Annotated in this window: 24 protein-coding genes; 12 read left to right on the forward strand and 12 right to left on the reverse strand. The window is 64.3% G+C overall.

Features of this window, described 5'->3' with window-relative positions:
- Positions 1–204: 204 nt before the first annotated feature.
- Positions 205–1,434, reverse strand: a complete 1,230-nt coding sequence (locus tag YP76_RS12025) for a CaiB/BaiF CoA transferase family protein (protein WP_046763840.1) — start codon at positions 1,432–1,434, stop codon at positions 205–207.
- Positions 1,435–1,617: 183 nt separating this feature from the next.
- Between YP76_RS12025 and YP76_RS12030 the strand changes: the two genes are divergently transcribed.
- From YP76_RS12030 to YP76_RS12050, 5 genes are read left to right on the forward strand one after another with little or no spacing between them, the layout of a single operon-like run.
- Positions 1,618–2,421, forward strand: a complete 804-nt coding sequence (locus YP76_RS12030; RefSeq protein ID WP_046763841.1) for an enoyl-CoA hydratase/isomerase family protein — start codon at positions 1,618–1,620, stop codon at positions 2,419–2,421.
- A gap of 1 nt (position 2,422) precedes the next feature.
- Positions 2,423–3,553, forward strand: a complete 1,131-nt coding sequence (locus YP76_RS12035) for an NADH:flavin oxidoreductase (protein ID WP_046763842.1) — start codon at positions 2,423–2,425, stop codon at positions 3,551–3,553.
- Positions 3,550–4,104 (forward strand): nuclear transport factor 2 family protein, encoded by a 555-nt coding sequence (locus YP76_RS12040; protein WP_046763843.1) that lies wholly within the window; start codon positions 3,550–3,552, stop codon positions 4,102–4,104. The genes YP76_RS12035 and YP76_RS12040 overlap by 4 nt, the downstream gene beginning before the upstream one ends.
- 29 nt (positions 4,105–4,133) lie before the next feature.
- Complete coding sequence (locus YP76_RS12045; protein ID WP_046763844.1) at positions 4,134–4,901, forward strand: SDR family NAD(P)-dependent oxidoreductase; 768 nt, start codon at positions 4,134–4,136, stop codon at positions 4,899–4,901.
- Between the two features lie 56 nt (positions 4,902–4,957).
- Positions 4,958–6,268, forward strand: a complete 1,311-nt coding sequence (locus YP76_RS12050; protein ID WP_052757393.1) for a DUF1214 domain-containing protein — start codon at positions 4,958–4,960, stop codon at positions 6,266–6,268.
- Positions 6,269–6,321: 53 nt separating this feature from the next.
- On the opposite strand, the gene YP76_RS12055 is transcribed toward YP76_RS12050, so the two are convergent.
- The 3 genes from YP76_RS12055 to YP76_RS12065 form a co-directional block, all read right to left on the reverse strand.
- Positions 6,322–7,515 carry an acetyl-CoA C-acetyltransferase gene (locus tag YP76_RS12055; protein ID WP_046763845.1) on the reverse strand — a complete coding sequence of 398 codons (1,194 nt, stop codon included), beginning with the start codon at positions 7,513–7,515 and terminating at the stop codon, positions 6,322–6,324.
- Between the two features lie 143 nt (positions 7,516–7,658).
- Entirely contained in the window at positions 7,659–8,645 is a 987-nt protein-coding gene (locus YP76_RS12060) for an alpha/beta fold hydrolase (RefSeq protein ID WP_046763846.1), read from the reverse strand.
- Positions 8,646–8,741: 96 nt separating this feature from the next.
- Positions 8,742–9,893, reverse strand: coding sequence for a Gfo/Idh/MocA family protein (locus tag YP76_RS12065; RefSeq protein WP_046763847.1), 1,152 nt, complete (start codon positions 9,891–9,893; stop codon positions 8,742–8,744).
- 84 nt (positions 9,894–9,977) lie between these two features.
- On the opposite strand from YP76_RS12065, the gene YP76_RS12070 reads away from it, so the two are divergent.
- On the forward strand, positions 9,978–10,619 hold the full coding sequence (locus tag YP76_RS12070; RefSeq protein WP_046763848.1) for a TetR/AcrR family transcriptional regulator: 642 nt from the start codon (positions 9,978–9,980) through the stop codon (positions 10,617–10,619).
- A gap of 56 nt (positions 10,620–10,675) precedes the next feature.
- On the opposite strand, the gene YP76_RS12075 is transcribed toward YP76_RS12070, so the two are convergent.
- Entirely contained in the window at positions 10,676–12,418 is a 1,743-nt protein-coding gene (locus tag YP76_RS12075; protein ID WP_046763849.1) for an N-acyl-D-amino-acid deacylase family protein, read from the reverse strand.
- A gap of 96 nt (positions 12,419–12,514) precedes the next feature.
- Between YP76_RS12075 and YP76_RS26630 the strand changes: the two genes are divergently transcribed.
- The 3 genes from YP76_RS26630 to YP76_RS12090 are packed head-to-tail and all read left to right on the forward strand — an operon-like array spanning position 12,515 to position 15,119.
- The gene (locus YP76_RS26630) at positions 12,515–13,153 is read left to right on the forward strand and encodes a TetR/AcrR family transcriptional regulator (RefSeq protein WP_052757394.1); all 639 of its coding nucleotides are present in this window, start codon (positions 12,515–12,517) and stop codon (positions 13,151–13,153) included.
- Positions 13,154–13,176: 23 nt separating this feature from the next.
- Positions 13,177–14,217, forward strand: coding sequence for an SDR family NAD(P)-dependent oxidoreductase (locus tag YP76_RS12085; RefSeq protein ID WP_232307525.1), 1,041 nt, complete (start codon positions 13,177–13,179; stop codon positions 14,215–14,217).
- Entirely contained in the window at positions 14,214–15,119 is a 906-nt protein-coding gene (locus YP76_RS12090) for an acyl-CoA thioesterase (protein WP_198147475.1), read from the forward strand. The genes YP76_RS12085 and YP76_RS12090 overlap by 4 nt, the downstream gene beginning before the upstream one ends.
- 7 nt (positions 15,120–15,126) lie before the next feature.
- Here the strand turns inward: YP76_RS12090 and YP76_RS12095 are convergent, their stop codons facing one another.
- Positions 15,127–16,419 carry an MFS transporter gene (locus YP76_RS12095; RefSeq protein ID WP_232307526.1) on the reverse strand — a complete coding sequence of 431 codons (1,293 nt, stop codon included), beginning with the start codon at positions 16,417–16,419 and terminating at the stop codon, positions 15,127–15,129.
- A 93-nt stretch (positions 16,420–16,512) separates the two neighbouring features.
- Here YP76_RS12095 and YP76_RS12100 point away from each other — a divergent pair, with 93 nt between their 5' ends.
- The gene (locus YP76_RS12100) at positions 16,513–17,325 is read left to right on the forward strand and encodes an enoyl-CoA hydratase/isomerase family protein (RefSeq protein WP_046763851.1); all 813 of its coding nucleotides are present in this window, start codon (positions 16,513–16,515) and stop codon (positions 17,323–17,325) included.
- 52 nt (positions 17,326–17,377) lie between these two features.
- Here YP76_RS12100 and YP76_RS12105 read toward each other — a convergent pair whose 3' ends face one another.
- A complete protein-coding gene (locus YP76_RS12105) occupies positions 17,378–18,361 on the reverse strand; it encodes a TauD/TfdA dioxygenase family protein (RefSeq protein ID WP_157035769.1) in 984 nt (327 codons plus the stop codon).
- Positions 18,362–18,648: 287 nt separating this feature from the next.
- On the opposite strand from YP76_RS12105, the gene YP76_RS12110 reads away from it, so the two are divergent.
- The gene (locus YP76_RS12110) at positions 18,649–19,755 is read left to right on the forward strand and encodes an amidohydrolase family protein (protein WP_046763853.1); all 1,107 of its coding nucleotides are present in this window, start codon (positions 18,649–18,651) and stop codon (positions 19,753–19,755) included.
- A gap of 115 nt (positions 19,756–19,870) precedes the next feature.
- On the opposite strand, the gene YP76_RS12115 is transcribed toward YP76_RS12110, so the two are convergent.
- Positions 19,871–20,605, reverse strand: coding sequence for an enoyl-CoA hydratase-related protein (locus tag YP76_RS12115; protein WP_046763854.1), 735 nt, complete (start codon positions 20,603–20,605; stop codon positions 19,871–19,873).
- On the reverse strand, positions 20,602–21,705 hold the full coding sequence (locus YP76_RS12120) for an epoxide hydrolase family protein (RefSeq protein WP_046763855.1): 1,104 nt from the start codon (positions 21,703–21,705) through the stop codon (positions 20,602–20,604). Before YP76_RS12120 ends, YP76_RS12115 begins: the two co-directional genes overlap by 4 nt.
- 80 nt (positions 21,706–21,785) lie before the next feature.
- On the opposite strand from YP76_RS12120, the gene YP76_RS12125 reads away from it, so the two are divergent.
- A complete protein-coding gene (locus YP76_RS12125; RefSeq protein WP_198147476.1) occupies positions 21,786–22,724 on the forward strand; it encodes a metal-dependent hydrolase in 939 nt (312 codons plus the stop codon).
- 10 nt (positions 22,725–22,734) lie between these two features.
- Here YP76_RS12125 and YP76_RS12130 read toward each other — a convergent pair whose 3' ends face one another.
- From YP76_RS12130 to YP76_RS12140, 3 genes are all read right to left on the reverse strand, one after another.
- On the reverse strand, positions 22,735–23,700 hold the full coding sequence (locus tag YP76_RS12130) for an aldo/keto reductase (RefSeq protein WP_046763856.1): 966 nt from the start codon (positions 23,698–23,700) through the stop codon (positions 22,735–22,737).
- Between the two features lie 2 nt (positions 23,701–23,702).
- Positions 23,703–24,629 carry an NmrA family NAD(P)-binding protein gene (locus YP76_RS12135; protein WP_046763857.1) on the reverse strand — a complete coding sequence of 309 codons (927 nt, stop codon included), beginning with the start codon at positions 24,627–24,629 and terminating at the stop codon, positions 23,703–23,705.
- Positions 24,630–24,692: 63 nt separating this feature from the next.
- A complete protein-coding gene (locus YP76_RS12140) occupies positions 24,693–26,267 on the reverse strand; it encodes an AMP-binding protein (protein WP_046763858.1) in 1,575 nt (524 codons plus the stop codon).
- Positions 26,268–26,375 lie beyond the last annotated feature (108 nt).

Genomic DNA, 26,375 nt, shown 5'->3' on the forward strand with positions numbered 1-26,375 from the left:
TCAACAATTCGTCATCCCAGCGAAGGCTGGGATCTCGTGAGGCTGGGCTGTCCCCTCTCGCCTGAGATCCCAGCCTTCGCTGGGATGACGAGTTTGAGTGGCAGCTAACCACCCAAATTACTCAGTTCAGCGAGTCTTGAATTTGTCCACGCCGCCTATTCTGCGCGGGGGCATCTTCAAGGATGGGCCGCCGCGCCTTTCGTTTCAGATGATCCCGTCTTCGGCCAGCCCGTTGAGCGCCGCCGCGTCCAGCCCCAATTCCTGCGCCAGCACGTCGCGGGTATGTTCCCCCAGCATCGGCGGGGCGCGATAGTCGGTGATCGGCGTTTCGGAGAAGTTCAGCGGGCTGCGGATCAGGTCGAGGTCCGGCTTCAGCGGATGCGGCGCGCGCACGCGCAGGCCCCGGTGCACTGCCTGCGGATAGGCGAACACCTGTTCCAGATCGTTGATCGGACCGCTTGGAATGCCGGCCGCCCCGAGCTTCTCCAGCCAATAATCGACGCTGTTCGTCTGGAAGATCGCGTCGAACACCTCGGTGATCTCGTCGCGATTCTTCACCCGTTCGACATTGGTGTAGAAGCGCGGATCGTCCTTCAATTCAGGATGGCCGACCGCATCGCACAGCGCGATATATTGCTTGTCATTGCCCGACGTGATCATGATCGCGCCATCGTTGCACGGGAACATGCTGGTCGGCATGCCGCCATTGCCCTGTGTGCCCCGCCGGACCGGCACTTCGCCCGACGTCAGGTAGATTTGCGCATAATGGGACAGCGCCGCCACGCCGCAGTCGAGCAGGGCGACGTCGATATACTGACCCTCCCCGCCATTCGCGTCGCGATGATAGAGGGCGGCCAATATGGCATTGGCGACGTTCAGCCCGGTGAAGAGGTCGATGATGCTGGGGCCGACCTTCATCGGCCCCGCGCCCGGCTTGCCCTCCGGCACGCCGGTCACGCTCATCAGGCCGCATTCGCCCTGGAAGACGGCGTCATAGCCGGGCTTGGTCGCCAGCGGCCCGTCCTGCCCATAGCCGGTGACGGAGCAGTAGATGATGCGGGGATTGACGGCCTTCAGGCTTTCATAGTCGAGGCCATAGCGTTTGAGGTCGCCAACCTTGTAATTTTCCATCACCACGTCGCAGGACTTGACCAGTTCGCGGATCAGTTCCTGCCCCCTGGCGCTGGCGATGTTGAGCGCGACCGATCGCTTGTTGCGGTTGACCGACATGTAGAAGGCGTTTTCCCGCGTCGGCCTGCCCTCCGCATCGCGCAGATAGGGCTCGCCGAAGATGCGGGCGTCGTCGCCCACGACCGGCCGCTCGATCTTGATCACGTCGGCGCCCATGTCGGCCAGCACCTGCGATCCGAACGGGCCCGCCAGCACGCGGGTCAGGTCAAGCACGCGGATCTGTTCAAGGGGCAGTCTGGCCATGGATCACCTTGCTGAAATACCCTGTTCCCATGCCATCGGCGGGCATGATGACAAGATCGCGGTACGCCTGTTCACAACCATGATATGCTCTGCGCGGGACGCTGTCAGGGGTTCCGCGACCCCCGTCTTTTGGTCGACTATGGTCCACAACCACGCGGAATGAAAGAAAAGGACGGGAGCCAGATGGGCGACATCTTGCGCGACATGCCGGTCGAGGGCGTCTGCCGACTGACGCTGAACCGGCCCGATGCGCTCAATTCACTGACCTATGCCATGTATGCCGAGTTGATCGGCCATCTGGAGGCCGTACGCTACGATCATGATGTGCGGGTCGTCCTGCTGACCGGCGCGGGGCGGGGCTTCTGCGCGGGTCATGACATTCGCGGCGCGGGCAAGCCCGATTGGGTGCCCGAGGGGCTGGGCAAGGCGCAGTTCCAGCAGCGCGTCATGGCCAAGCTGGGCCAAATTCCGCTGCTGATGCGCGCCCTGCCGCAGCCGGTGATCTGCGCGGTGAACGGCGTGACGGCGGGCGCGGGCTATCCGATCGCGATCGCCGCCGACATGACCATCGCGGCGCGTTCCGCCAAGTTCGTCAACGCCTTCCACAATGCGGGGACGGGCCATGAAATGGGCTTTTCCTACCTGCTGCCGCGCCTTGTCGGATTGCAGCGCGCCGCCGAGCTGATGCTGACGGGCCGCCCGGTGATGGCGGAGGAAGCCGAACGGATCGGCCTTGTCCTGCGCTGCGTCGAGGATGACGCGCTGATGGAAGAGGCGCTCAAGCTGGCGGAGGCGGTGATGGTCAACAGCCCGATCGGCATCGCCCTCACCAAAAGCTCGCTCCAGTTCAATGTCGACGCGCCCAGCCTGGAGGCGGCGATCGAAATGGAGAATCGCGCCATCTTCATGAGTCAGTCGACCGCCGACACCGCCGAAAAGCGGGCCGCCTTCATCGAGAAGCGCAAACCCCTGTTCAAGGGGGAATGACATGAGCCTGATCGATCCTCTGCTCAGCCCCTTCGCCCTGCGCGGCCTGACACTGCCGAACCGGGTGGTGATGGCGCCGATGACCCGTTACCGCTCGCCACTGGGCGTGCCGACCGAGGAGGTGGCGAGCTATTATGGCCGCCGCGCCGCAACGGGCCTGGGCGCGATCCTGACGGAAGGGGTGGCGCTGCCGCATTATGCCGCGGCCGACCATCCGGACATACCGCGCATCGACGGGGTCGAGGCGCTGGCCGGCTGGAGCAAGCTGGTCGATGCCGTGCATGACGCGGGCGGGCGGATCATTCCCCAGCTCTGGCATCAGGGACCGATGTGGAATGTCGAATATGCCGGGACCGGCACCGGCAATCCGATGCGGCCGTCGGGCATCTGGGGTCCGCCGGACGGCATCATCTCCTTCCGCGAGGAGGGACGGATGGAGAGCCTGGCGCCTGTGCCGCCGATGAGCGAAAGCGATATTGCCGACGTCATCGCCGCCTACCGCCAGGCGGCGCGCAATGCGGTGACGCTGGGCGTGGACGGCATCGCCATCCATGGCGCGCATGGCTATCTGATCGACAGTTTCCTGTGGGACTATACCAACCGGCGCGAAGACCGATGGGGCGAACGCGCCGCCTTCGGCGTGGCGGTGGTGAAGGCGATCCGGGCGGAGATTGGCGAGGATATGCCGATCGTGCTGCGCTTCTCCCAATTCAAGATGCAGGATTACCGCGCCATGCTGGCGGATACGCCGGATGGCCTTGGCGCATTGCTCGGGCCGCTCGCCGATGCGGGGGTCGACCTGTTCGATGCCAGCCAGCGCTATTTCGACACGCCGATCTTCGACGGATCGCCGCTCAATCTGGCGGGCTGGGCGAAGAAGCTGACGGGCAAGGCGTCCATGACCGTGGGCGGCGTCGCGCTGGACAAGGCCAAGGGCAAGGCCAGGCATATCGACGACAGCCAGCAGTCGGTGAACAATCTGCCGCTGCTGATCGAGCGGTTCGAAAAGGGCGAGTTCGATCTGGTCGGCGTCGGCCGGGCGATCCTCAACGATCCGGACTGGTTCGGCAAGGCGAAGCGGGACGAACCCTTCCTGCCGTTCGACCCCGCCAATCTGGAGCGGCTGGCATGAACGAACTGGAGGCGCGGATCGACCGGCTGGAATCGCTGGCGGCGATCCAGCAGCTTCCGATCCGTTACGCGATCGCGGTGGACAGCCGGGATATGGACGCCTGGGTCGATCTGTTCATCCCTGACGTCTATTGCGGGCGGCGTGGCAGCGGGCGCGATGTACTCAAGTCCATCATCACGCCCGCGGTCAGGACTTTCTATCGGTCCATCCACCAGATTTGCGGCCATCGGGTCGAATTCGACGATGCCGATCATGCGCATGGCGTGGTCTATTGCCGCGCCGAGCATGAGGATGACGGCAAATGGGTGGTCATGGCGATCGCCTATTTCGATACTTATGAACGGCGGGATGGCGAGTGGTTTTTCGTCCGGCGGCGGGAAAAGCACTGGTATTCCGCCGACTGGCAGGAACGGCCGGCGGCGCCCTTCACCGGCTGGGCCGGGCACGACAATCCGCCCGACCTACCGCAGGATTTCGATAGCTGGGCGCCCTTCTGGGCGGAGGTGGACGGCCATGAGATCAGCCGCCTGACAGACCAGCCGTCGCATTAATCGAGATTGATATCATCAGGAGAGAGAAGATGGGTGACAGGCGGCGTTTCGAGGGGCGATCGGTTTTCATCACCGGCGCCGGATCGGGCATTGGTGAAGCGACGGCGCATGCCTTTGCCGAGGAAGGTGCGAAGGTGGCGATTGCCGAGCTGGACCCGGCCAGGGGCGAAGCCGTGCGCGACGCCATCCGGGCCAAGGGCGGCACCGCCCTGTTCGTCGCCACCGACGCCACGGACGAGGCGTCGGTGAAGGCCGCGATCGCCGCCGCCAACGAGGCGCATGGTCCCATCGCCCACGCCTTCAACAATATCGGCATGTCCCGCCCCGGCAGCATCGAGGAGATGAGCCTGGAGGATTGGAACTGGACGATCAGCATCTCGCTGACCAGCACCTTCCTGGCGATGAAATATGAAATCCCGGTGATGAAGGCCCATGGCGGCGGCACCATCGTCAATACCGCGTCCATGGCGGCGCGGCTTTACACGCCGTCCGCGCCCTGTTCCTATGCGGCGGCGAAGGCGGGGGTGATCCATCTCAGCCATCATGCGAGCTGCGCCTATGCGGACGACAATATCCGCGTGAACAGTGTGCTTCCGGGGCTGACCGCCACGCCGCAGATCGCATCCATGTTCACGGCCGAGGAACAGGCGGAGATCGCAGGCGAAAACCAGGTGATCCGCCGCGCGGTCGATCCGCGCGAAATCGCCAATGCGGTGCTGTTCCTGTCCAGCGACGAGGCATCGATGATCACCGGGCGCGGGATCGAGGTGTCCGGCGGACGCAGGCACGGAAGCTGACGTCAGGCTGGCGGGTGTGCCCTTGGGCTGAGGAATGGACGATATGGAGAAGGAGAGTGTCGGATGAGGATGCGAACGATTTTACGTTGTCGCGCCGGAGGTTGCTGGGCACCGCGCTCTGGACGATGGTCGGCGGCCTGCTGCCGGCATCCGCGTCGGGCGCAGTCATGAACAGCGGTGCCGCACCCGCAGCCGCGCTCAAGGACTGGAGCGCCTATGTCGACCTGCTGAAGCCGGCAGGGGCCCTCAACGCCATGACCGGATTTCCGGAGGACGACCAGATTCGCGCCGAACTCTATCGCCAATTGGTGATGAACATCGCGCAATCCTATGTCTGGTATTTCCAGTCGACACCCGAACATCCCGACTGGATGCCGTTCGAGAACAGCATCTTCCTGCTGCAACCCAATCCCGACGCCATTTATCATATCGCGCCGGTCAGCGGCGACGGCGTCTACAAGGTCAGCGGCTATCGCGGCACCAACAAGGTGATGGGTTTCGCCGTTGGCCGCGGCATGTTCGGCACGCAAGACCCCAAGCCCGGCTTCAACAATTATGATGCCGACGGCCTGACGCTGGACAAGGACGGCTATTTCGAGGTGATATTCAGCACCGAGCGGCCCAAGGACTGGACCGGCGACTGGCGTTATCTTGATCCTCAGGCGGGCGACATCATGATCCGCCAGTTCGCCTATGATTGGGGCGTCGACGTGGATGCCCGGTTCGCGATCGAGCGGCTCGACAAGCCGCCGCTGAAGCCCCGGCTGACGCAGGAACAGATCGCGGCGCGGCTCGACGCCATCATGGGCGGGTTCGTCGAGCGTTTTTCGCGCATCTGCATCGGCTATCAGAACAAGGTCATCCATGATCTTGGTTTGAACGTCATGGAATTGTCGGGCTTTGAAGATCTGGGAAACAGCGGCGAATGGCCGCAAAAATATTTCCGGTGCATCTATGACTATCAGCCGGGCGAGGCGCTGATCATCGAGACGGAATTGCCGGAGAACTGCAAATATTGGAATGTGCAGCTTAACGACGAACTCTGGAACCAGATCGAGTTCGGTTATCGCCAGAGCAGCCTCAACGCGATGCAGGCGCAGATCGACAGCGACGGGAAGTTCCGCACCGTGATTGCGTTGGAAGACCCGGGCGTCGCCAACTGGCTCGATAGCGGCGGGCACACGCGCGGCATGCTGGTCGGTCGCTGGCACGGCGCGGACAGCTATCCGATGCCCACGATCAGGAAGGTGCCCTTCGCCGACATCACCGAACATCTTCCCGCCGACACGCGACGGGTGACTCCGGCTGAGCGCGAAGCCGCGCTGCGCAAGCGCAATCTGGGGCTTCAGATGCGGCGGCGCTGGTAGAATCCGTTCCGGCGTTCCCTGGTGCAAAGGGGACGCCGGAACCGCTCGCAACGTCAGGCGCGTTCGAAGATCGCCGCCGCGCCCTGGCCACCGCCGACGCACATGGTTTCGAGGCCGTAGCGCGCGCCACGCCGCTGCATTTCGTGCAGCATGGAGGCGAGAATGCGCGCCCCGGTCGCGGCGATCGGATGGCCCAGCGAGATGCCGCCGCCATTGACGTTGAGCTTGGCCGGATCGTTCCAGTCCCAGCCCTTGAGCACGCCCAGAACCTGCGCGGCGAAGGCTTCGTTCAGTTCGACAAGGTCGATGTCCTTCCAGCCCAGGCCGGTCTGGCGGAACAGCTTTTCCACCGCGGGCACGGGGCCGATGCCCATGACGCCGGGATGGCATCCGGCAACCGCATAGCCCACGAAGCGGCCGATGGGCGTCAGGTCCAGTTCCTTCAATTTCTCTTCGGACACCACCAGGCAGGCGGCGGCGGCGTCATTCTGCTGGCTGGCATTGCCCGCAGTGACGACGCCATCCTTGATGATCGGCCGCAACGCGCCCATGATTTCGGCGGTCGCATCGGCGCGGATGCCTTCATCCCTGTCCACGATCATTTCGCCCTTGCGGGTCTTGACCGTGACCGGCACCAGTTCGTCCGCGAACAGGCCGGCTTCCCAGGCGGCGGCGGCGCGCTGATGACTGCGCGCGGCATAGGCATCGGCATCGGCGCGGGAGATTTCATAGTCGCGGGCGACATTTTCGGCCGTCTCGATCATGCCGGAAATCCTGCCGAACCGTTCCTCCGGCTGGGATCGCTCGCGCTGGCGGTCGAGCCGGTCGTACAGCATGCTGTTGCCGGCCCGCATCCCCTTGCGCATGCCGTTCGTATAATATTCGACATTGCTCATGCTTTCGGCGCCGCCGGCGATGATCACGTCGGCCATGCCGCCTTGCACCATGGCGGCGGCCGTCGCTACCGCCGTCAGACCGCCGGCGCAGCGGCGGTCGAGCTGCATGCCCGGCACCTCCAGCGGCAGGTCGGCGGCCAGCGCCGCCCAGCGGCCGATGCTGGGCGCTTCGCCATTGGCGTAACTCTGGGCGAGGATGACATCGTCGATCGCCCCCGGGTCGATGCCGCTGCGTGTCACGACGGCGCGGATGACGGCTTCGGCCAGCCGCTCGGCGGGCATATCGGCCAGCGAGCCCAGATATTTGCCGACGGGCGTGCGGACGGGGGAAACGATATAGGCAGTACGCATGATGGACCTCTGACCGGTTATCCCGCTGCCATACAGGGATGCCTTTCATAAGGGGGAGCGGGGGCCGCCAAGCATCATGATTCTGATGACCGGCGGCCGGCCCGTGCCGTCTTGCGTTCCCTTTGTGTCGACAATCGCCCCGGTCAGGATATGGCGATCATGCGCGACCAGTCGTGCAGGCGTCTCCACAATGTCTCGCGCGTGGACGCGAAATTATGCATGTGCGCCATGCGCGGCACGATGAAGAGGGAGACGTCGGGGGAAGCGGAATAGGCCGCCGGCTCGCGATAAGGTTCCGGACAGGTATCGCGTTCGCCATCGCCGATCAGGACCGGCACGGTGACGCGGGCGGCATCTTCGGCAAAGACGCCGGGAAGCATCATCTGCACCGCGCAGTTCGGGATGGTGAGGCTGCCGAACAGCGGCGTGGTCTGCCGGATCGGGTATCCGCCCTTCATATCCTCTTCCAATATGTCGGCGGGAACATCCTCCCAATGGAAGGGATAAACATAGTCGACGCCCTCATGGTCCTGTTCCAGATGGCTTTTGACCTGTCCGGTGGCGACCTTGTCGAAGCGGCGCATCCCATGTTCGAAGGCCGCCTTGTCGCGCTGGGGCAGGGCGGTGTGGATCGCGCTGACGCCGAAAGGCGCGATCGCGTCGAATGTGGCGAACCGGCCCTGCGTCAATATGGTGACGCCGCCGCCCATCGACTGCCCCATCCCCACCAGGAAGAGCGAGGACAAGGCCGGAAAGCCCTCCGCCGCCGTGCCGTCGCGCAGGGCGGCGGCAATCTGTCTCACGCAGGCATCATGGGTTGCCGCCATCGTCTGGAAATCGATCCTGGACAGGTCGGGAATGCTGCTTTCGCCGACGCCGACATGGTCGATGGCGATGTGGATCAGGCCTTGGACAGCCTGCCAGACAGCCTCGTCATAATTTTCATGGCCCTCGAACCGCATCATGAAATAATGGCGTGAATATCCGCCGCCCGGACAGGCGAAGATCGCGATGGGCTGGTCCGGCATGGCGGACGGATCGGGCAAGGTCAGGGTCACGGCCATCTCGACCTTGTCCCCCAATTCCGGCGCTGCCGCCGTGACATCGATGCGCTTATGCACTCTCAGCATCTATTCTCTTCCTGCAAACATCCCTGACGGGACCGGTGGACCATTTCGTTTATGGGATCGATCGGGCCTTGCCGCCGCTCGTCGAAATCGCGCCGATCAGCCCATGTCCTTCATCGCGATCCAGCGCCTTTCGGCATCGGCGCGCTCGACCGCTTCGACCACCCGCTGCACCGCCGCCGCCTCGGTGAAGCTGGGCGATCCTTCCGTCCCGTTGCGAATGGCATCGACCATATGCCGAAACATCCAGTCCATCGCGGCGAAAGGACGCGGCTCCGCCGTGGCGCCCGCGACGCCGGGAACGGCATAATGGTCGTTCACGGTCACCTCCTCGCAAGTGCGCTGGCCATAGGTCAGCAACCGCGCATCGCCGGCATAGAGCTTTGCCGAGGGGAAATTGCCGAAGCTGTCGTCGACCAGCAGCAAACGGCCCCTGTCGCCCCACACCTCCACCCGCCAGCCTTCGGTGTCGGGCACGCACCAGCCCGCCTGCAGGCTGCCGATCGCGCCATTTTCCATGCGCAGCACCGCGCTGCCCAGATCGTGCGTCTCGGGCCGCAGCACTTCGCCATTGGGCAGGAACCATTCGGGCACGCCGGTCGTCAGCATGCCGGTCGCCTCCGCCACCGGCCCGATCAGATGCGTCAGGAACAGCAGCGAATGAGTGGCGAAATTGCGCCAGGCGCTGCCGCCGCTGCTCTTTTCCGCCAGCCAATAATAGGGGTCGGTATGTTCCGAATAGGCGCAATAGGCATAGGGCTTGTCGTTGGCGACGATCAGCGGCAGCATGAGCTGGACGTTGAAGCCCAGCGGGCGTCCGATGAAGCCTTCATCGATCATGCGCTTCATCTTCTGTGCATGTGGCGACCAGCGGAATTGCGCGTCCACGACGCCGACGACGCCGGCGGCCCGCTGCGCGTCGCGCATCGCTTCGGCATCGGACAGGCTGACCGCGAAGGGCAGCGCGTCATAGACATGCTTGCCGTTCTTCAGCGCCGCCATGACCATGGGGAAGCGGAAGGATGGCCGCGTGCCGACATCGATGATGTGCAGGTCGGGGTCGGCCGACATCTCCTCATGGTTCCAATAGGCTTTGGGAATGTCATATTCCCGCGCGGCCCGTTCCGCCGTTTCCTGGCGGGAGGTGCAGATGGCGGCGACTTCCACGCCCTCGATCCGCCGCCAGGCCGCGCCATGGACCTTGAGGCTCCAGTTGGCGCTGATGATCCCCACCTTGAGCGTATCCGCCATTGCCTTGCACCTTCATCCCGATTTAATTGAACCTATGTGTCCAATTAAAAAGAAGCCCGTGCAAGCGGGAAGGGGATCAGGAATATGATCATTGCGCGCCAGGCGCCACGACGACGGGGACGCCCTACAGCGGACGAAAGCCTGGCGCGTGAGCAGGCCGTCATGGAGGTCGCCGCGGCACTGTTCGAACACCATGGCTTTGCGGGCGTCACGATGGCGGAGGTGGCGCGCCGCGCGCGCATCAGCAAGACGACGCTCTACGCCCGTTACCCCGACAAGCCGGCGCTGTTTCGGGCGATTTGCAGCTATGCCTGCCGCGTCCCGGCCTATCGTTTCGCGGCGGTCGCGACAGAGGGACGGGAGCCGGAGGCGGTACTGGCCGACTTTGCCGTCGCGATTGCCGAAGCGACCGCCGATCCCGCCGCCGACCGTTTCCTGCGCCTGGTCATTTTCGAGGCGCGGCGCTTTCCCGAACTGGCGGGGCAGATCTTGCTGGAAAGCCGCGATGTGGCGTCGCCGCTGGTCGAGTGGCTGGAAGCCATGGCGCGGGAGGGGCGGCTATCGAGCCATGACCCCGCCTTGCTCGCGCGGCAGTTCGGCGCCCTCGTGACCGGTGGTCATGACGGCCTGCTGCAATGTTCCGAAGAGGAATCGGGGAAACGGATCGCTTCGGCGGTCGCATTGCTGCGGCCTCTGTTCCGCCATGAAAAAGACCGGCACGGATAGGACCGTGCCGGTCTTCAGGAGGCCCGCGCGCCCCTTATCCGCGCGGACACGCCCTATCAGGCGATTTCATGCTGCCTGGCCTGCGCGGTTGCCGGAGCGCCACGGACGCCGCGCACCAGGCGGCCCGGCAGCGCGTCGGTCGCTTCGCCGTTGCGGTAGGTCACCGCGCCGCTGACGAGGGTCGCGACATAGCCCTTCGACTTTTGCGACAGGCGCTTGCCGCCCGCCGGCAGGTCCGCGATCACCTGCGGCCGGTGCAGGATCATGTTGGGGATGTCGAGGACGTTGATGTCCGCCTTGTACCCCACGCCCAGCACGCCGCGATCGCGAAGCCCCACGGAGTTGGCGGGCTGGCTGGTCAGCGCCTTGATCGCGGTGGGCAGGTCCAGACCGTCCCGGCCCAGCCGCCCGGTCAGCAGATAGGTGGTATAGGCCGCGTCGCAGATCATGCCGTAATGCGCCCCGCCATCGCCCAGCGCGACGATCATATTGTCCTGCCCGATGAGGTCGCGGCTTTGGGCGAGATATTCGGGCACGTCGGACGAATAGGAACAGAGGATCGCCCGGCCTTCATCCTCCAGCAGCGCGTCGTAGATCATTTCACGCGGATCGACGCCGCGGCGCGCGGCTTCCGCCTGGATGCTGTCCTCGGCCGCGAAATTATAATCGGCCGGATCACCGATGCGGTAGAGCGCGCTGATCGACTTGATCAGTCCGACGAAGGCGGGGTTCGGATCGTCCGGTTCCTCGGCGATCAGGCGGGCACGCAGTTCCGGATCGCGCATCCGCGCCACTTTTTCCTCCAGCGGCAGCTTGGCCAGCGGGCGGAAGCTGGGGTTGAGGGAGAAGGGGTGGTAGCTGAGTTCCAGCCCGTACATGACGCCCATCGGACGCGGCATGAACTGGCAGCGGATGGTCAGGCCGTCGGCCCCCGCCTGGCGCACGCCTTCGACATAGCGGCCCCAATTTTCCGGCCGCGTCGGCATGGCGATCAGGCTGAAGGTCACGGGAACCCCCGCCTGCTCGGCGATGGTGCGGAAGATCTTCAGTTCCACCTCGGCATCATTGTCGAGATTGGGGTTGCATTGGAACGTGCCCGCGCCTGCATCCTTGAGACCCTCGGCCAGCGCCAGCACCTCGTCCAGTTCCGTCGTGACCGACGGCGCGAGTTCGCCGGAACGGAAACGGTGGAAGAGGTTGCGCGAACTGGCGACGCCCAGCGCGCCGGCCTTCACCGCCTCGCTGACGCAGCGGCGCATTTCGACCAGATCCTCCAGCGTCGGCGGTTCCAGATTGGCGCCGCGCTCGCCCATGACGAAGACGCGCAGCGGGCTGTGCGGGATTTGCGCGGCGAAATCGACGTCGGACACGCGCTGGTCCAGCGCATCGAGATAGTCGGGGAAGCTGTTCCAGTTGAACGGCACGCCTTCGGCCATGACGACTTCGGGAATATCCTCGACCCCCTCCATCAGCTTGATCATCAATTGATGATCGCCGTCCCGCACCGGCGCGAAGCCGACGCCGCAATTGCCCATGACCACGGTGGTGACGCCATGATTGGACGAAGGGGCCATGCGGCTTTCCCAGGTGATCTGGCCGTCATAATGGGTGTGGACATCGACGAAGCCCGGCGTCACTGTCAGGCCGCGCGCGTCGATTTCCTCGGCTGCCGACGCGTCGATCGTTCCGATCTGCGCGATGACGCCATCCTTCACGCCGACATCCGCGACATAGGGCTGGGCTCCGGTGCCATCCACGATCGTTCCGCCGCGGATCACCACATCGAATTGACTGCTCATGCCTCTCCTTTCAGAATCGCCGCAACGGAATCGCGTAGATAAATAGTATGTGCTATTTATAGCATCGGCGAAGACAGGACAATGGGGTAGTGACGCATGCATGACATTTCCGACCGGCCCCAGGCTGTTGCCACCCCCCGTCGCGCGCGGCGGTCCACGGCGGAAATCCGCGCGCTCATCCTTGACGCGGCCCGCGCCATCTTCGCGGAGCGCGGCTTTGCCGGCGCCACCACGCGCCATATCGCCGCCCGCGCCGAGGTGGCCGAGCCGCTGATCTTCAACAATTTCGGCAGCAAGGAAGCGCTGTTCACCGAAGCGGTGACCGAGCCCTTCAACGCCCGTTTCCGCGAGTTCCTGACCTATAGCGACACGCTGCCGCCCGACCGTGAGGAACGCAGCATGCGTTTCGTCCAGGCGCTTTATCCCTTCCTGCGCCACCATGCCGATCTGTTGCTGGCGATGGTCAAGTCGCGGGGCGATGTCGATTCCGCGGCCATTCATGGGCTGGACGACTATTTCACGCGTGCCGTTGGCCGCGTCCGCTCGCAATATGAGGAGGCGGGGCTGGAATTCGACGTGCCGCCGGAACTGATGGTCCGCTATGGCTTCGGCATGCTGGCGGGATCGGTCCTGCTGGGCGACTGGTTCTTTCCCGAAGGTGGGCCGGACACGGACGTCGAGGAAAGCGTGCTGGCGCGGCTGCTTTTCAAGGCGAGCGCGCCCAAGCAGGTTTGAGCGCCGCCGTCGCCATTCATCACATGGCCGAAATTCTGTTCCCCGGCTTGGCGGGAGGCGGTGGCGCCGCCATGGTCGGCTCCCAAAAGGAGTGGCTGATGGCGATCGATTTCAACGGGCAGGTGGCTGTGGTGACGGGGGCGGGCGGCGCGCTCGGTTCGGCCTTCTGCTGGGAACTGGCGCGCAGAGGCGCCGCCGTGGTCGCCAATGACCTGGGGGGAGACCCGACCGGGCAGGGCGGTTCGACCGGCTATGCCGACGCCGTCGTGGAAGAGCTCAGGGGCCTGGGCGCGCGGGCCGTCGCCAATTACGACACGGTCGCGACGCAGGCCGGAGGACAGGCCGTGATCGATGCCGCGCTGGCCGCCTTCGGCCGGGTCGACATCGTCATCTCCAATGCCGGCAATCAACGGAACGGCGCTTTCGGCGCGCTGAGCGAAGAGGATGTCGAATCCGTCCTCGCGGTGCATGTGAAGGGCGCGTTCAACATATGCCAGCCCGCCTATCGCGCCATGACGGAACAGGGCTATGGCCGGATCGTGCTGGTCGGTTCGCAATCCGGCGTGTTCGGCAATCCTTATCGTGCCAATTACGGGGCCGCCAAGACGGCGCTGATCGGCCTGATGAACGTCATCGCGCAGGAGGCGCCGGCGGGGATCGCCGTCAACACGCTTTTCCCCAATGCGCAGGGCGGGCGGCTGGGCGGCACCCCGATCGAGCAGCGCCCCGACATCGCGTTCCTGAAGGCGGCGGGCGCGCGGACCCGTCATTTCATCGAGGGGATGAAGCCGGAATTCGTCGCTGCCCTGGCCTGTTATATCGCCAGCCGGGAATGCGATTCCTCCCAGCATATGTATTCGGTGCTGGGCGGCAAATATTCGCGGCTGTTCGTCGGCCTGACGCGGGGGTGGTACAGTCCTGGTCCGGACGCGCCGAGCTGTGACGATATCGCCGCCCATATCAGCCAGATCGACGACCGCGCCGACTATGACGTGCCGCTGAGCGGTCTCGACGAGATGGATACGGTGCTGGCGGCGCGGCGCGCCCTGGGGCTCGATGCATGATCGTAGCGGACGGACCGCTTCATGACGACGGCCCCATGCCGACGCGGGATCCGATTTCCGACATACTCGATGTGACGCAGGCGGGGCCGGATCGGTTCACCGGATCGGCCGGGGCGCGTAATCATCTCGGGTCGGTGTTCGGCGGGCGATTGCTGGCGCAGGCTCTCCTTTCGGGGATGAAGACGGTGGAGGCGTTGCCCGCCAGCTCGTTCCACGCCTATTTCCTGGCCGCCGGGCGCACGGATCGACTGATCGACTATCAGGTGGTGCGTCTGCGCGACAGCCGCCGCTTCGCCAACCGTCAGATCACCGCCTGTCAGGATGGGCAGGCGATCTTCACGATGATGGCCGAATTCCACGCGCCGGAGGAGGGGTTCGTCCATCAGAATGCGCCGATGCCCGCCGTTCCGCCGCCGGAACTTGTCGCGCCCATCCAGCATTTCGTGCGAGAGCGGGTGGCCGAACTGGAGCAGGCGGTGACGCATAATTTCGCCGCCGCCCTGGCCATCGAGATGCGGCCGATCGCGCCTGAAAAATATTTCCTGGCACGGCCGACCGAAGCGGCGCGATCCTTCTGGTTCCGTCAGTCGGACGCCGCCGCCGTCGAGGACAGCCGGTTGCAGCAATGTCTGCTCGCCTTCGCCAGCGACTATTGGCTGGCCGGTGCGGCGGCGATCCCGCACTTCCTGCCCACCAACAGCGGCGAATTCCTGATCACCAGCATGGATCATGCGATGTGGTTCCACCGCCCTGCCCGCTGCGAGGATTGGATGCTGCACGATACGTCCAGCCCCTCGGCGGGCAATGGCCTGGGCCTCACAACGGGGCGGATTTTCGACCGGGATGGCCGCCTGATCGCCTCGACCGCGCAGGAATGCCTGATGCGCCGCATAAGGGCCTGAGGATGGCTCAGTCGGGTTGGCCCCCTTCCGGATAGCGTCCCATCATCAGGTAAAATAATGCGGCGAGGAAGAAGCTGCCTGAGCATGCCAGCAGGGCGATATCGTAACTGCCGAAATGATCATAGGCCATGCCGATCAGACTGGCGCCGACCGCGACGCCCAGCGCGATGCCCAGCGTCGACAGGCTGTAGATGGTGGCATAGCTGCGCAGCCCGAAATAGCGGGCGATCATGAAGGCGACGATGTCGATCTCCGCCCCCTGGCCGAGACCGATCATCAGCACCGCGCCATAGAAAAGCGCGGGCGGCACATCATGCTGGAGCAACAGGAGGCAACCGATCGCCGGCGCGAAATTGAGGATGAAGGCGACGGCGGGCGCCCAGAAGCGATCGACCAATATGCCGCTGAGCAGTGCCCCCATGGCGGCGGCCACGCCCATCACCGATACCGCGCCCACGGCGGCGACGGCGTCCAGCCCCTTTTCCACGCCAAGCGGCTTCATCTGGGAGAGCAGCGCCACGACAGGCACATAGTTGAGGACGGACGCGGCGATCAGGATGCGCACCTTGCCGTTGGCGAGCAGTGAGAGCGCGCTGTCGGCGCGGGGGAGCGCGGTACGTCCGGACCGCAATTCCGCAGTGCGTGAGGGAACCCAGAACCAGATGAGGGGCAGCGCGATCAACAGGATGAAGGTGGCCAGCAGCAGATAGCCGCCCGCCGACCCGAAGCGCAGGATGATCGGATAGAGCGCCATCGGCATCAGCGCGCCGGCAACCGCCAGACCCGATCGGCCGATCGCCAGCGCGGTTCCGCGCGTCCGCTCGAACGCGCCGCTCAGGATGCGCGTGACGGTGATGCCGGTCGTCGCCATGCCGACGAGCGCAAAACCGAAATGCACCGCGTAGAAATAGCCGAGCGATCCGCCCATGGAGGCGAGCAGGCCATAACCGATGGCGGTCAGCAGCAGGCCCGCCGACAGGATCGGCCTGACGCCGTAACGGTCCGTCATCCGGCCGATGACGGGCGCGATGAAGGCGATGATCAGACCGAAGCTGTGGACGAAGGCGATGTCACCGCGAGACCAGCCGAATTGTTGTTGCAGCGGTTCGACGAACAGGCTGGATACCGCCGAATAGAGGGAATAGCCCAGCGATCCGGCAAAGAGCGCCGCGACTCCGGGGCGCCAGGCGCGCCGCCATTCCTGAGCGATGAGGCGCAATTGGGATGTGTCGGCGGCGTCGTCATGGTGCGGGGTCATGGCCCATTTCTGCGCCAAAGCGGGCGACGGGAACAGTCGCATCCTATTTCTACGCATATGTGTAGAGACCGTGGCTGTGGCTTGCCAGCGTGGCGGCGGCGGCGGAACCTTTGCCGTAACGTTGGGGAGAAGATGATGACCGAAGAGGATATTGTCGTCGAACGGCTTGCGGGCGGCGAGGGGATCGTGCTGGTGACGCTCAATCGCCCGGCGCGGCTGAACGCTTTGCTTCGGGAGACGGTCGCGCGCTTCAATGGGCTGCTGGACGAGCTGGCGGCCGATCCCTCCTGCCGGGCTGTCATCATCACCGGCGCCGGGCGCGGATTCTGCTCCGGGCAGGACCTCGCGGCATCCAACCAGCGCAACCAGGCTGGCAACAGCGGCGTGGTCGAGAAGCTGCACTGGCAACAGCAGTTCGCCGGCATGGGCGGGCGCATCCGGTCCATGCCGAAATTGGTGGTGGCGGCCGTCAATGGGCCTGCGGTCGGCGCTGGCATGGCAATCGCGCTCAGCGCCGATGTGCGGATCGCGACGCCAGCCGCGAAATTTCTGGTGGCGGCGGTGCGAATCGGGCTGACCGGCGGCGAGAGCGGCATTTCCTATCTGCTGCCGCGCATGATCGGCGCGGCGCGCGCCTTCGACATATTGTTGACCGGCCGCGCGATCGAGGCGGAGGAAGCCGAGCGCATCGGTCTCGTGCACTCGCTGTCCGATCCGCAATCGCTGATCGACGACGCCGTCGCCTATGCGCGCTCCGTATTGGCGAACAGTCCCTATTCGGTCGCCCATACCAAGGCGTTGATGTGGGCCAATCTGGACGCCAACAGCTATGACGCCGCGATCCAGGCGGAGAACCGTACGCAGATATTGGGCACGATGACCGAGGATTATAGCGAGGCGACCGCCGCTTTCATGGACAAGCGGTCACCGCGCTTTTTGGGCCGGTAGGCTGAAGCACCCCCTCACGGCCCGAAGGCGGTGACGAGGTGCTGTCCCGATTTCAGTCGACGATCCGCTTGACCGCGCGGTTGCGGTCGAGCGCCGGGTCGAGATAGCGGCCCACCGCATAATCGCCCATGATCGTGGTGCGGCGGGCGCTGCGCGACACATCCAGCGGCACGCCCTCGGCATGATGGATCATCCGCCAATTGTCCCACACCAGCATGTCGTTCTTCTGCCAGTCGTGGAAATAGGCATGGCGCTCATCGGTCAGATGTGCCGCCAGTTCGGCCAGCAACGCATCGCTTTCCGCGCGGTCCATGCCCAGAATATACTGTGCCTGTAGTGGCGAGATCTTCAGTGCCTTGCGGCCGGTCTCCCGCTGGGTGATGACCATCGGGTGGACGACGGGCGGGAAGTCGTACTTCACCCCACCCGAAGGCGTCTCGCGAGGCAAGGCTTTCAGATCGGCGGGCACACCATATCGGCATTGCAGGAAGTCCGTCACGAAATGATAGACGACCTCCATGCCGTCGATCTTCTCCTTCATCTGGGGCGACAGCCGTTCATAGGCCTCGATCGCATCGATGAACCCGGTCCGGCCAAGCTGCGTTGCCGGTTGCTCCATACGAAGCACCGCGCCGCGCACGATGGTCGGCATGAAGCTCTGGTCCCAGTGCCAGGGAATATAGCCTGCCCGGTCATGGCCGCCGAAATGATAATCGGTCTGGAACCGGGGTTTGTCGTCCGTCGGGTCATATTTCAGCGTCATCATGAACTGGTTGTTGGGATCGTTCATGTCCGCCGTGGCCGCCGGCTCCATCTCGCCAAACAGGCGGCTCAGCCGCATTTGCGCTTCGTCATCGGCATGGGGATCGCGGAACAGCAGCAGCCCGGCCTCGATCCATATGTCGCGAATGGCGTCGGCGGTGGCATCGTCCAGCGGGCGCGAGAGATCGGCGCCGATGATCTCCGCGCCGAAACCGGGGCTGAGCGAGCGGACTTTTAATCCCGCCTTCTCCCGAACCTCATGATCTTTCAGCATCACTCTCTCCTTGAACATGCGGTCGGGCCATGACGGCGGACCAATGGGGCCATGCTAAACCTTATCCATTATCTCCATAATCGGGCAAATTTCAAAAAAACCATTCAGGATCATTGAACAATGATCTTGAATGCACTTCCGGCAACTCATCAGAAATCTGATGACATCGCCCGGAACATGCCCATACCGGCGCCTATTCCTTCGGCCATGCTATAAGGGCCGCCAAGACGGGGGTCGCGGACGGCAGCCTCGTGTCGGACGATATCCCCAAGAAGGAATGGAAAAGAATGAACAGTTTCACCGCGACCCCGTGGCCCAAGGACCGCATCATGCCGGCCCGTTCGTGGGAGAGGCCCGCCGGCATGCGCGTTATTTCCAGCGACGATCACCTGATGGAAGAGCCGGGTCTGTGGGAAAGCCGGCTCAAGGGCGCGGACAAGGATCGCGCGCCCCGCTATTGGAAGGACGAAACCGGTTTCCACCTTGAGGTGGACGGTCAGAATTACGACGTTCCCGGCCTGCCGCCGACCTTCCCCGAAGGGCGCGAAGGCTATTGGGATGTCCAGCAGCGCCTGGCCGACATGGATGCGGAGGGTATCGATGCCGCGATCATCTATCATGGCCGTTTGAACAGCCTGATTCGCATGGCGGACAAGGATTTCTGGTTCCGCTGCGTCGACGTCTGCAACGAATGGGCTGCGGAATGGAAGGAGGCGGCGCCCGACCGGCTGTTCCCCGTCGCGCTGCTGCCCACCTTCCTGTGGCCGGAACGGACGAAGGATTATCTCCAGAAGCTGAAGCAGCTCGGCTACAAGGCGATCGACATTCCCGTCAATCCGAAGGGCGTGCGTTACAACAGCAAGGACATGGACCCGCTCTGGGAAGCGATCCAGGAAAGCGGCTTTCCCGTCTCCTTCCATATCGGCGCCTATCTGCAATATAGCGGCCGGGGCTCATTGGGCGCGAACCTGAATGCCAATCTGATGCCGTTCACCGGCCTGTTCGGGCAGCTTGTCTTCTCGGGCGTGTTCGACCGCTTCCCTGGCCTTCGCGTGGTGTTCACGGAGGGCGGCGCGAGCTGGGTGCCCGGCACGCTGGAAAATGCCGACAAGGTCGCGCGCGACTATGCAAGCGAATTGCGGCCGAAGCTGGCGCAGAAGCCGAGCTGGTACTGGCACAATCACTGCTACACCACCTTCATGGAAGATGATGTGGCGATGGAGAATATCGCGCGCATCGGCGACGGACGGGTGATGTGGTCGACCGACTATCCGCATCCCGAAGGCGTGATGGGCAGCAGCGACGCCATCATGAAGCGCGTCTTCGACACGGTCGGCGAGACGTCCGCACGCAAGGTGCTGGGCGAAACGGCAGCCCAGGTCTGGGGTATCTGATCGGGGCGGCCCGGTCGTGGGGTGGCGGCCGAGCGAGGGGGTAAGGGAAGGGGGAGCGGACCGGCGGTTCGCTCCCCCTTTTCATTGTTCGTCGGCGGATGCGGGCCTGGTCCGTTCAGGCGGGCGTCCCGTTGCCCCATGTCATCGCGCCCATGGCCTTGCGTTGTTGCAGCGTCTCCGTCTCGATCGCCAGCGCATCGGCCAGCGTGCCTTCCGTTCCGCGATCGACGACGCTCTTGGACATGCGGATGAGACCGGGATCGTGCGCGGCGATCGCTGCGGCAATTTCCATGGCTCTCGGCAGCAGCTCCTCAGCCCGCAGAAGTTCGTTCACCAGGCCCACGCGCAAAGCGGTGGCGGCATCGATCGGCTGGCAGCTCAATATCATCTGGCGGGCGAAGCGCGCGCCCACGGCGCGGGGCAGGCGCGCGCCCATGCCGCTACCTGAAAGTGCGCCGATTTTCGCATGGGTATCGGCAAATCGGGCATTTTCGCTGGCCAGGATGAAGTCGCAACCCAGCGCCAGTTCAAGGCCGCCGGTATAGGCGGCACCCCCGACGGCGGCGATCATGGGCTTGCCGAGATGCGGAACACGCTGGATCAGGGCCGTCACGCTGTGGCGCGGTGCATCGGGGGCCGAGAAGGTCTTGAGGTCCAGTCCGGCGCAGAAGGCCGGCGGTGCGCCCGTCAACACGCCCACCCGCCAGCGGTCGTCGCGGGTGAAGGCGTCGAAGGCGGCGTTCATGGCGTCGAGCAGGGCGAGATCGATCGCATTGCGCTGTGCCGGGCGGTTCATCGTCAGCAGCAATATGCCTTCGCCGGCTTCCTCGGCGAGCAGTATGTCGTTCATATCCGGCTCTCGAAAAAGGCGATGACATCGCGGGCGAATGCCTGGGGTTCCTCCATCGCCGCGAAATGCCCGCCCGCGTCCATCTTCGTCATCCGCACCACATTATATTGGCGTTCGGCCAGCGCGCGGCTGGGCATGGGATAAAATTCGCCGGGGAAATGGGCGAGCGCGGTGGGAACCGGCACCGGGCCAGCCGCCAACGTGTCGCCATTCAGGCCGTAATACATCCAGATCGACGACATGACAGTGTCGGTGACCAGATAGGACATGAGATTGGTGATCAGATGATCCTTGTCGAACCGGCTCTCTATATCGCCCTTGGTGTCGCCCCATCGCCAGAATTTCTCGACCACCCAGGCCGCCCAGCCGACCGGATTGTCGTGCAGCGCAAGGCCGATCGTCTGCGGTTTGGTGGCCTGTTCGTGATGATAGCCGCTTTCCACCTCCATCACCGCGCGGACCTGCGCCCAATAGTCGAGCAGTTCCGCGTCGGCATGGGCATCCGGCGGCGGCGCCATGAAGAAATTGAGATGGATCGCCGCCACGACATCGGCATGGCTGATGCCCAATTGCGTCGTCACCGCCGATCCCCAGTCGCCCCCCTGCGCGAAGAAGCGCGGATAGCCCAGCACGTCCACCATCAAGACGCGCCACAAGGCGGCGACGCGGGCCGGGCCGATCGGCCGCGGCGGCCGGCCCGACCAGCCATAGCCGGGCAGCGATGGGACGACGACGGAAAATCCCGCCTCCACCAGCAGCGGGATCGCCTTCTGGAACTCCACCACCGATCCCGGCCATCCATGCGTCAGCAGGATCGGCGGCTTGTGCGGATCGCTGCCCCGCACATGATGGAAATGAATGGGGATGCCGTCGATCTCCGCCATGAACTGAGGCCAGCGGTTGAGCTTCTCCTCCTCCCGGCGCCAGTCATATGTGGTGCGCCAATAATCGACCAGCTCGGCCAGATAGCGCGCATCCATGCCGTATTTCCACTGGTCGGGATCGTCGGGCATATAGCCGATGCGACTGTCCGCCAGCCTATGTTGGATACGATCGAGCACGGGCTGCGGCACGTCGATGCGGAAGGGGGTAGGGGTCAAAGGGCCTCTCCTCAATGATCCGCCGATTCATAATCGCTCTGTTCCGCGCCCGAATATCCACGGATGGATACATCACAGTCATGATCGGATTCCCGCTGGTCATGACGGGCGAAGAGGCGGGTGGTACGATGACGTATCCTGAATGGAACCGAACGAAGAAGGGGACGCCAGTGGGCATCGTCATACGCTATCCACGCATCGATTTTTCGAAGGTGCGCGCGCATTGGGCGCCCAATATCGCCTTCGCCCAGTTCCAGAACGCGACCTCGATCATTCCTGCGCCGGTCGAACCCTGGCTGATCAAGGTGCTGAACATCGCGATGGAACGGCTGCCCGCCGGTTCGGAGCAACTGCGGGAGGACATGGCCGCCTTCGTCGGCCAGGAATCGCAGCATTACCGCCAGCATCAGAAGTTCAACAAGGTGATCGCGGCGCAGGGCTATCCCCGGCTGGCCGAGTTCGAGAAGAAGCTGGCCGACGATCTGGACGCGTTCCTGAAGAACCGCTCGCTCAAATTCATGCTGGCCTATGCCGATGGCTTCGAATCACTGGGCGCGGTGCAGGGCGGCATCTGGTTCGAGCGGATGGATGCGCTGATCGAAGGCGCCGACGCCAATGCCGTGGCGTTCTGGAAATGGCATATGGCCGAAGAGTTCGAGCATCGGGAGGTCTGCTTCCAGATCTATCACCGGATTTACAGTCGCGGCCTGTGGGGCAAGATCTGGAACGGCTATTTCTACCGCGTCTATGGCTGCCTCTACGCCATGGTTCATTTGCGGGGTTTCATGGACCGCATGTTCTCCTACCTGATCGAGCAGGACAAGAAGAGCATGACGCCCGCCGAACAAGCCGCACTCGATCGCGACATCAAGGCGCTCAACAATTTTCAGCTCAGGGTCTTTTTCCCGCAACTGCTCAAGAATTTGCTGCCCTGGTACGATCCGGGGAAAAAGCCGACCCCTCCCGGGCTGTTCGATTTTCTCCGCCAGTTCGAAAAATCGGGACCGGCGGAGACCTGAGGGACAGGCCCTACGCCGCCGGTTGAGGCGCGCTGGCGCGGTCGAGCAGGGCGAGATGCTCGTCCGACAGGACAATATCCGCCGCATCGAGCAGATCGTCGAGCTGGGCGATGCTGGTCGCGCTGACGATCGGCGCGGTGACGCCCGGCTGCGCGATCAGCCAGGCGATGGCGACCTTTGCCGGGGTTGCGCCGGTCCGCGCCGCCACCTCGTCCAGCGCGTCGAGGATGGCGAGCCCGCGCGGCGTCAGATAATGGGCGACCATCCCGCCGCGCATGCGGCCCTCCAGATCGGCCTGCGAGCGATATTTGCCGGACAGGAATCCGCTGGCCAGGCCGAAATAGGGCACCACGCCCATGCCATGGCGCTGGACGATCGGCAGCAGCACGCTTTCGAACGGTTCCCGATCATGCAGATTATAGCCGGGTTGCAGTACCTCATAGCGCGCAAGGCCCTGGTCGCGCGACACGGTCAGCGCTTCTTCCAGCAGCGGCACCGGATAATGGGATGCGCCCAATATCCGCACCTTGCCGCTCTTCACCAGCCGGTCGAACGCGTGCATCGTTTCCTCCTGCGGCGTGTCCGGGTCGGCGATATGCGCGAAATAGACGTCGATATGGTCGGTCTGGAGACGGCGAAGGCTGTCCTCCACCGCTGCCTCGATATTGGCCGCCGAAAGCCCGCGCCGCGCCTGCCATTCGCCTACCTTGGTGGAAATGGCAAGCGCGTCGCGGCGGCCGGTCTTTGCGATCCAGCGCCCGATGATCTCCTCCGACAGCGCGCCGTTGGGACCGGGCTTTCCGGTCATGCTGTGATGCGGATAGCAATCGGCGGTATCGACCGCGTTGAAGCCGCGTTCGACGAAGCGGTCCAAGAGGCGGTGGGCGTCGGCCTCGTTGCAGTTGAGGCCAAAGATGTTCGTGCCCAGCATGATGGGCGCGATGGAAATGTCCGTCGACAAGGGGCGGCGTTGCATCGTCAATTCCTCTCATTGTCTTCTTGGGCACCGATGTCGATCATGTCGGCATGGCGTCGCGCCCAATCGGTGAAACTCGTGGGTTCTATGCCCCAGTCCAACATTTCCTCGGGCCGCGCGGGATAGTTGACGATGTTCATCCACTCCTGCGTGCGAACCCAGCCGTCATGCTGGCCACGGGCAATCAAGGCGTCGGCGTTCCAGCTTTCAGAGACGAGCTTCCGTCCCTTGACCGTGGCCAGCACGCCGGCGATTTCCGGCAAGGTCAGCAGGTCGCCCGCCAATTCGATGATCTGCCCGGCAAAGGCAGGCGGCGCCTCGAACGCGGCGCAGGCCATGCGCGCAATATCATCGGCGGCGATCAGCACCATCGGCGTTTCGGGCGCAAGGGCGGTGCGGATCGCGCCCTGCGCCAGATCGGGGAACATCCACGCCGCCTTCGGCATGGCGAAATTGTCCATCATGAAGGCGGGGCGCAAAATGGTGTGAACGCGAAAGCCCGCATCGCCCACAATGGCTTCCGCGTCTTCCTTGCTCTCCCAATAATTGCGTTCCCAGCGGCCCTCCGCCCAGCCTTCCATGCTGCGGAACGCGCCGCTGTTGGACACGGAGCTATGCACGACATGGCGGACATTTTCGGCGCGCGCCGCATCGATCAGCGCACGTGCCTGCATCCGTTCGCCGTCGCGCTCGGCGCCGGGAGCGGTCTGGACGGAGAAAAGGGCATCCACACCGGAAAGGGCGGTCCGCAGCGAGGCGCTATCCTCAAAGCGGCCGACCGCCAGCATCGCACCCGCCTGCTCCAGCGCGCGAGCGGAGGCCGCATGGGGATCGCGCACCAACGCCCGTACCGGCTTGCCTCGCGCCAGCAGCGCCAGCGCCACGGCGCCGCCCTGCGTGCCGGTCGCGCCTGTCACCAGGATGGTCACATCCTTCTCCTCTCATGGGTCGCCGGAGGGATCGGGCGCCGCGCCGCCACGTTTTCTTCCCGGTCACGCGTCTTTATACAATTCCTTCAGCGCGAACTTGATCACCTTGCCGGTCGAATTCATCGGCAGCGCATCCAGGAAGGTGACGCCGCGGGGAATCTTGTAATTGGCGAGATTGGCCTTCGCCCAGCCGATCACTTCCTCCGCCGTGATGGAGGAACCGGCGGCCCGGACGATGAAGGCATGGCCCACTTCGCCCAGCCGCTGGTCGGGCACGCCGATGATGGCGGACTGGTGGATGCCGGGCAGGCCCGTCATCTGCTTCTCGATCTCCGCCGGATAGACGTTGAAGCCGCCGACGATATACATGTCCTTCAGCCGGTCGGTGAGCTTCAGATACCCGTCCGCATCCAGGCAGCCGACATCGCCCGAATGCAGCCAGCCATCGGCGTCGAGCGTGGCGCGGGTCGCCTCCGGATTGTCGAGATATTCGATCAGCAGCTTGTCGTCGCGGATCAGCACTTCGCCCGGCTCGCCCACGGCAAGGGAACGGCCGTCGGGTCCGGCGATGCGGATTTCCGTGCCGGGGATCGCCGTGCCGACCGTATAGGCGATGCGCTCCATCGGATCGCCCGGCCGGGTGTGCGTGGCGGAGCCGCAGCATTCGGTCATGCCATAGCCGGTGCTGATCTCCTGGATCGGCGTTTCGGCCTGGAGTCGCTTCATCAGTTCGATCGGCACGACGGTCGATCCCGTCGACATGAAGCGCCAGCTCGAAATGTCCCAGTCGCGCCAGTTGGGAAAGGCCAGCATTTCCTGGAACACGGTCGGCGGGGCGGGCATCACGGTGATGCGGTTCTTCGCCACCAGGTCGAGCACGCTCGCCGGATCATAGGCTTCGGGCCAATAGAGCGTGCTGCCCGCGATCAGCGATGCGACCCAGCCCGCCTTGTAGGATGCGTTGTGCGAGAAGGGGCCGAAGGCGGCATAGCGATCGTCCGCCGTCTGGTGTGCAATGTCGACCCATGCCTGACCGCCGCCCAGCGACCGGCGATGATCGAACAGCGCGCCCTTGGGCGCTCCGGTCGTGCCGGACGTGAACATGAGGTCGGCCAGCGTGTCGGGCTTCACCATCGCCTCGCGCTCGGCAAGCTGCGCGTCGCTGCTGTTTGCGGCCAGCGCGACGAAATCCTCGAAACGGATTTCGCCTTCGCCCAGTTCCTGCGGTTCTGCGCGCAACACGATGCGGCGGCGCAGGCCGGGCATCGCCTCGTCCTTCAGCATGGCCGGATAATAGCGGCCCAGGAAGCTGCCGATGGAAAACAGGCGGACGATCTGTCCCCGACGCACGATGTCCGAAACCTCGCCGCCCTTCAGGCGCGTGTTGAGCGGCACCATCACGCCGGCGGCGCGCTGGATGCCGATGGCGATCGCCACCCATTCCCACATATTGGGCGCCCAGATGGCGGCCCGGTCGCCCGGCCGGGCGCCGTCCGCGATCAGGGCCTTGGCGACAAGATCGGCCTGGCGGTCGAGTTCGCGATAGCTGATCGCCCCGTCAGTCTGCGAAACCAGGGCCGGGCGGTCTCCGTGGCGCGCGGCAGCGCTGCGCATGAGGGCGGGAATAGTCGTCGTCATGATCGCCTTTTCATCAGGTTTCTGTTGCCGATGCCGTGTTGCAGCATGGCCTGGACTTGCCGTCGAAGGAAGGATGCGCGCGGCATAAACGTGGTTGTGATGGCTGAC

The sequence above is a fragment of the Sphingobium chungbukense genome, from assembly GCF_001005725.1.
Lineage (GTDB): Bacteria > Pseudomonadota > Alphaproteobacteria > Sphingomonadales > Sphingomonadaceae > Sphingobium > Sphingobium chungbukense.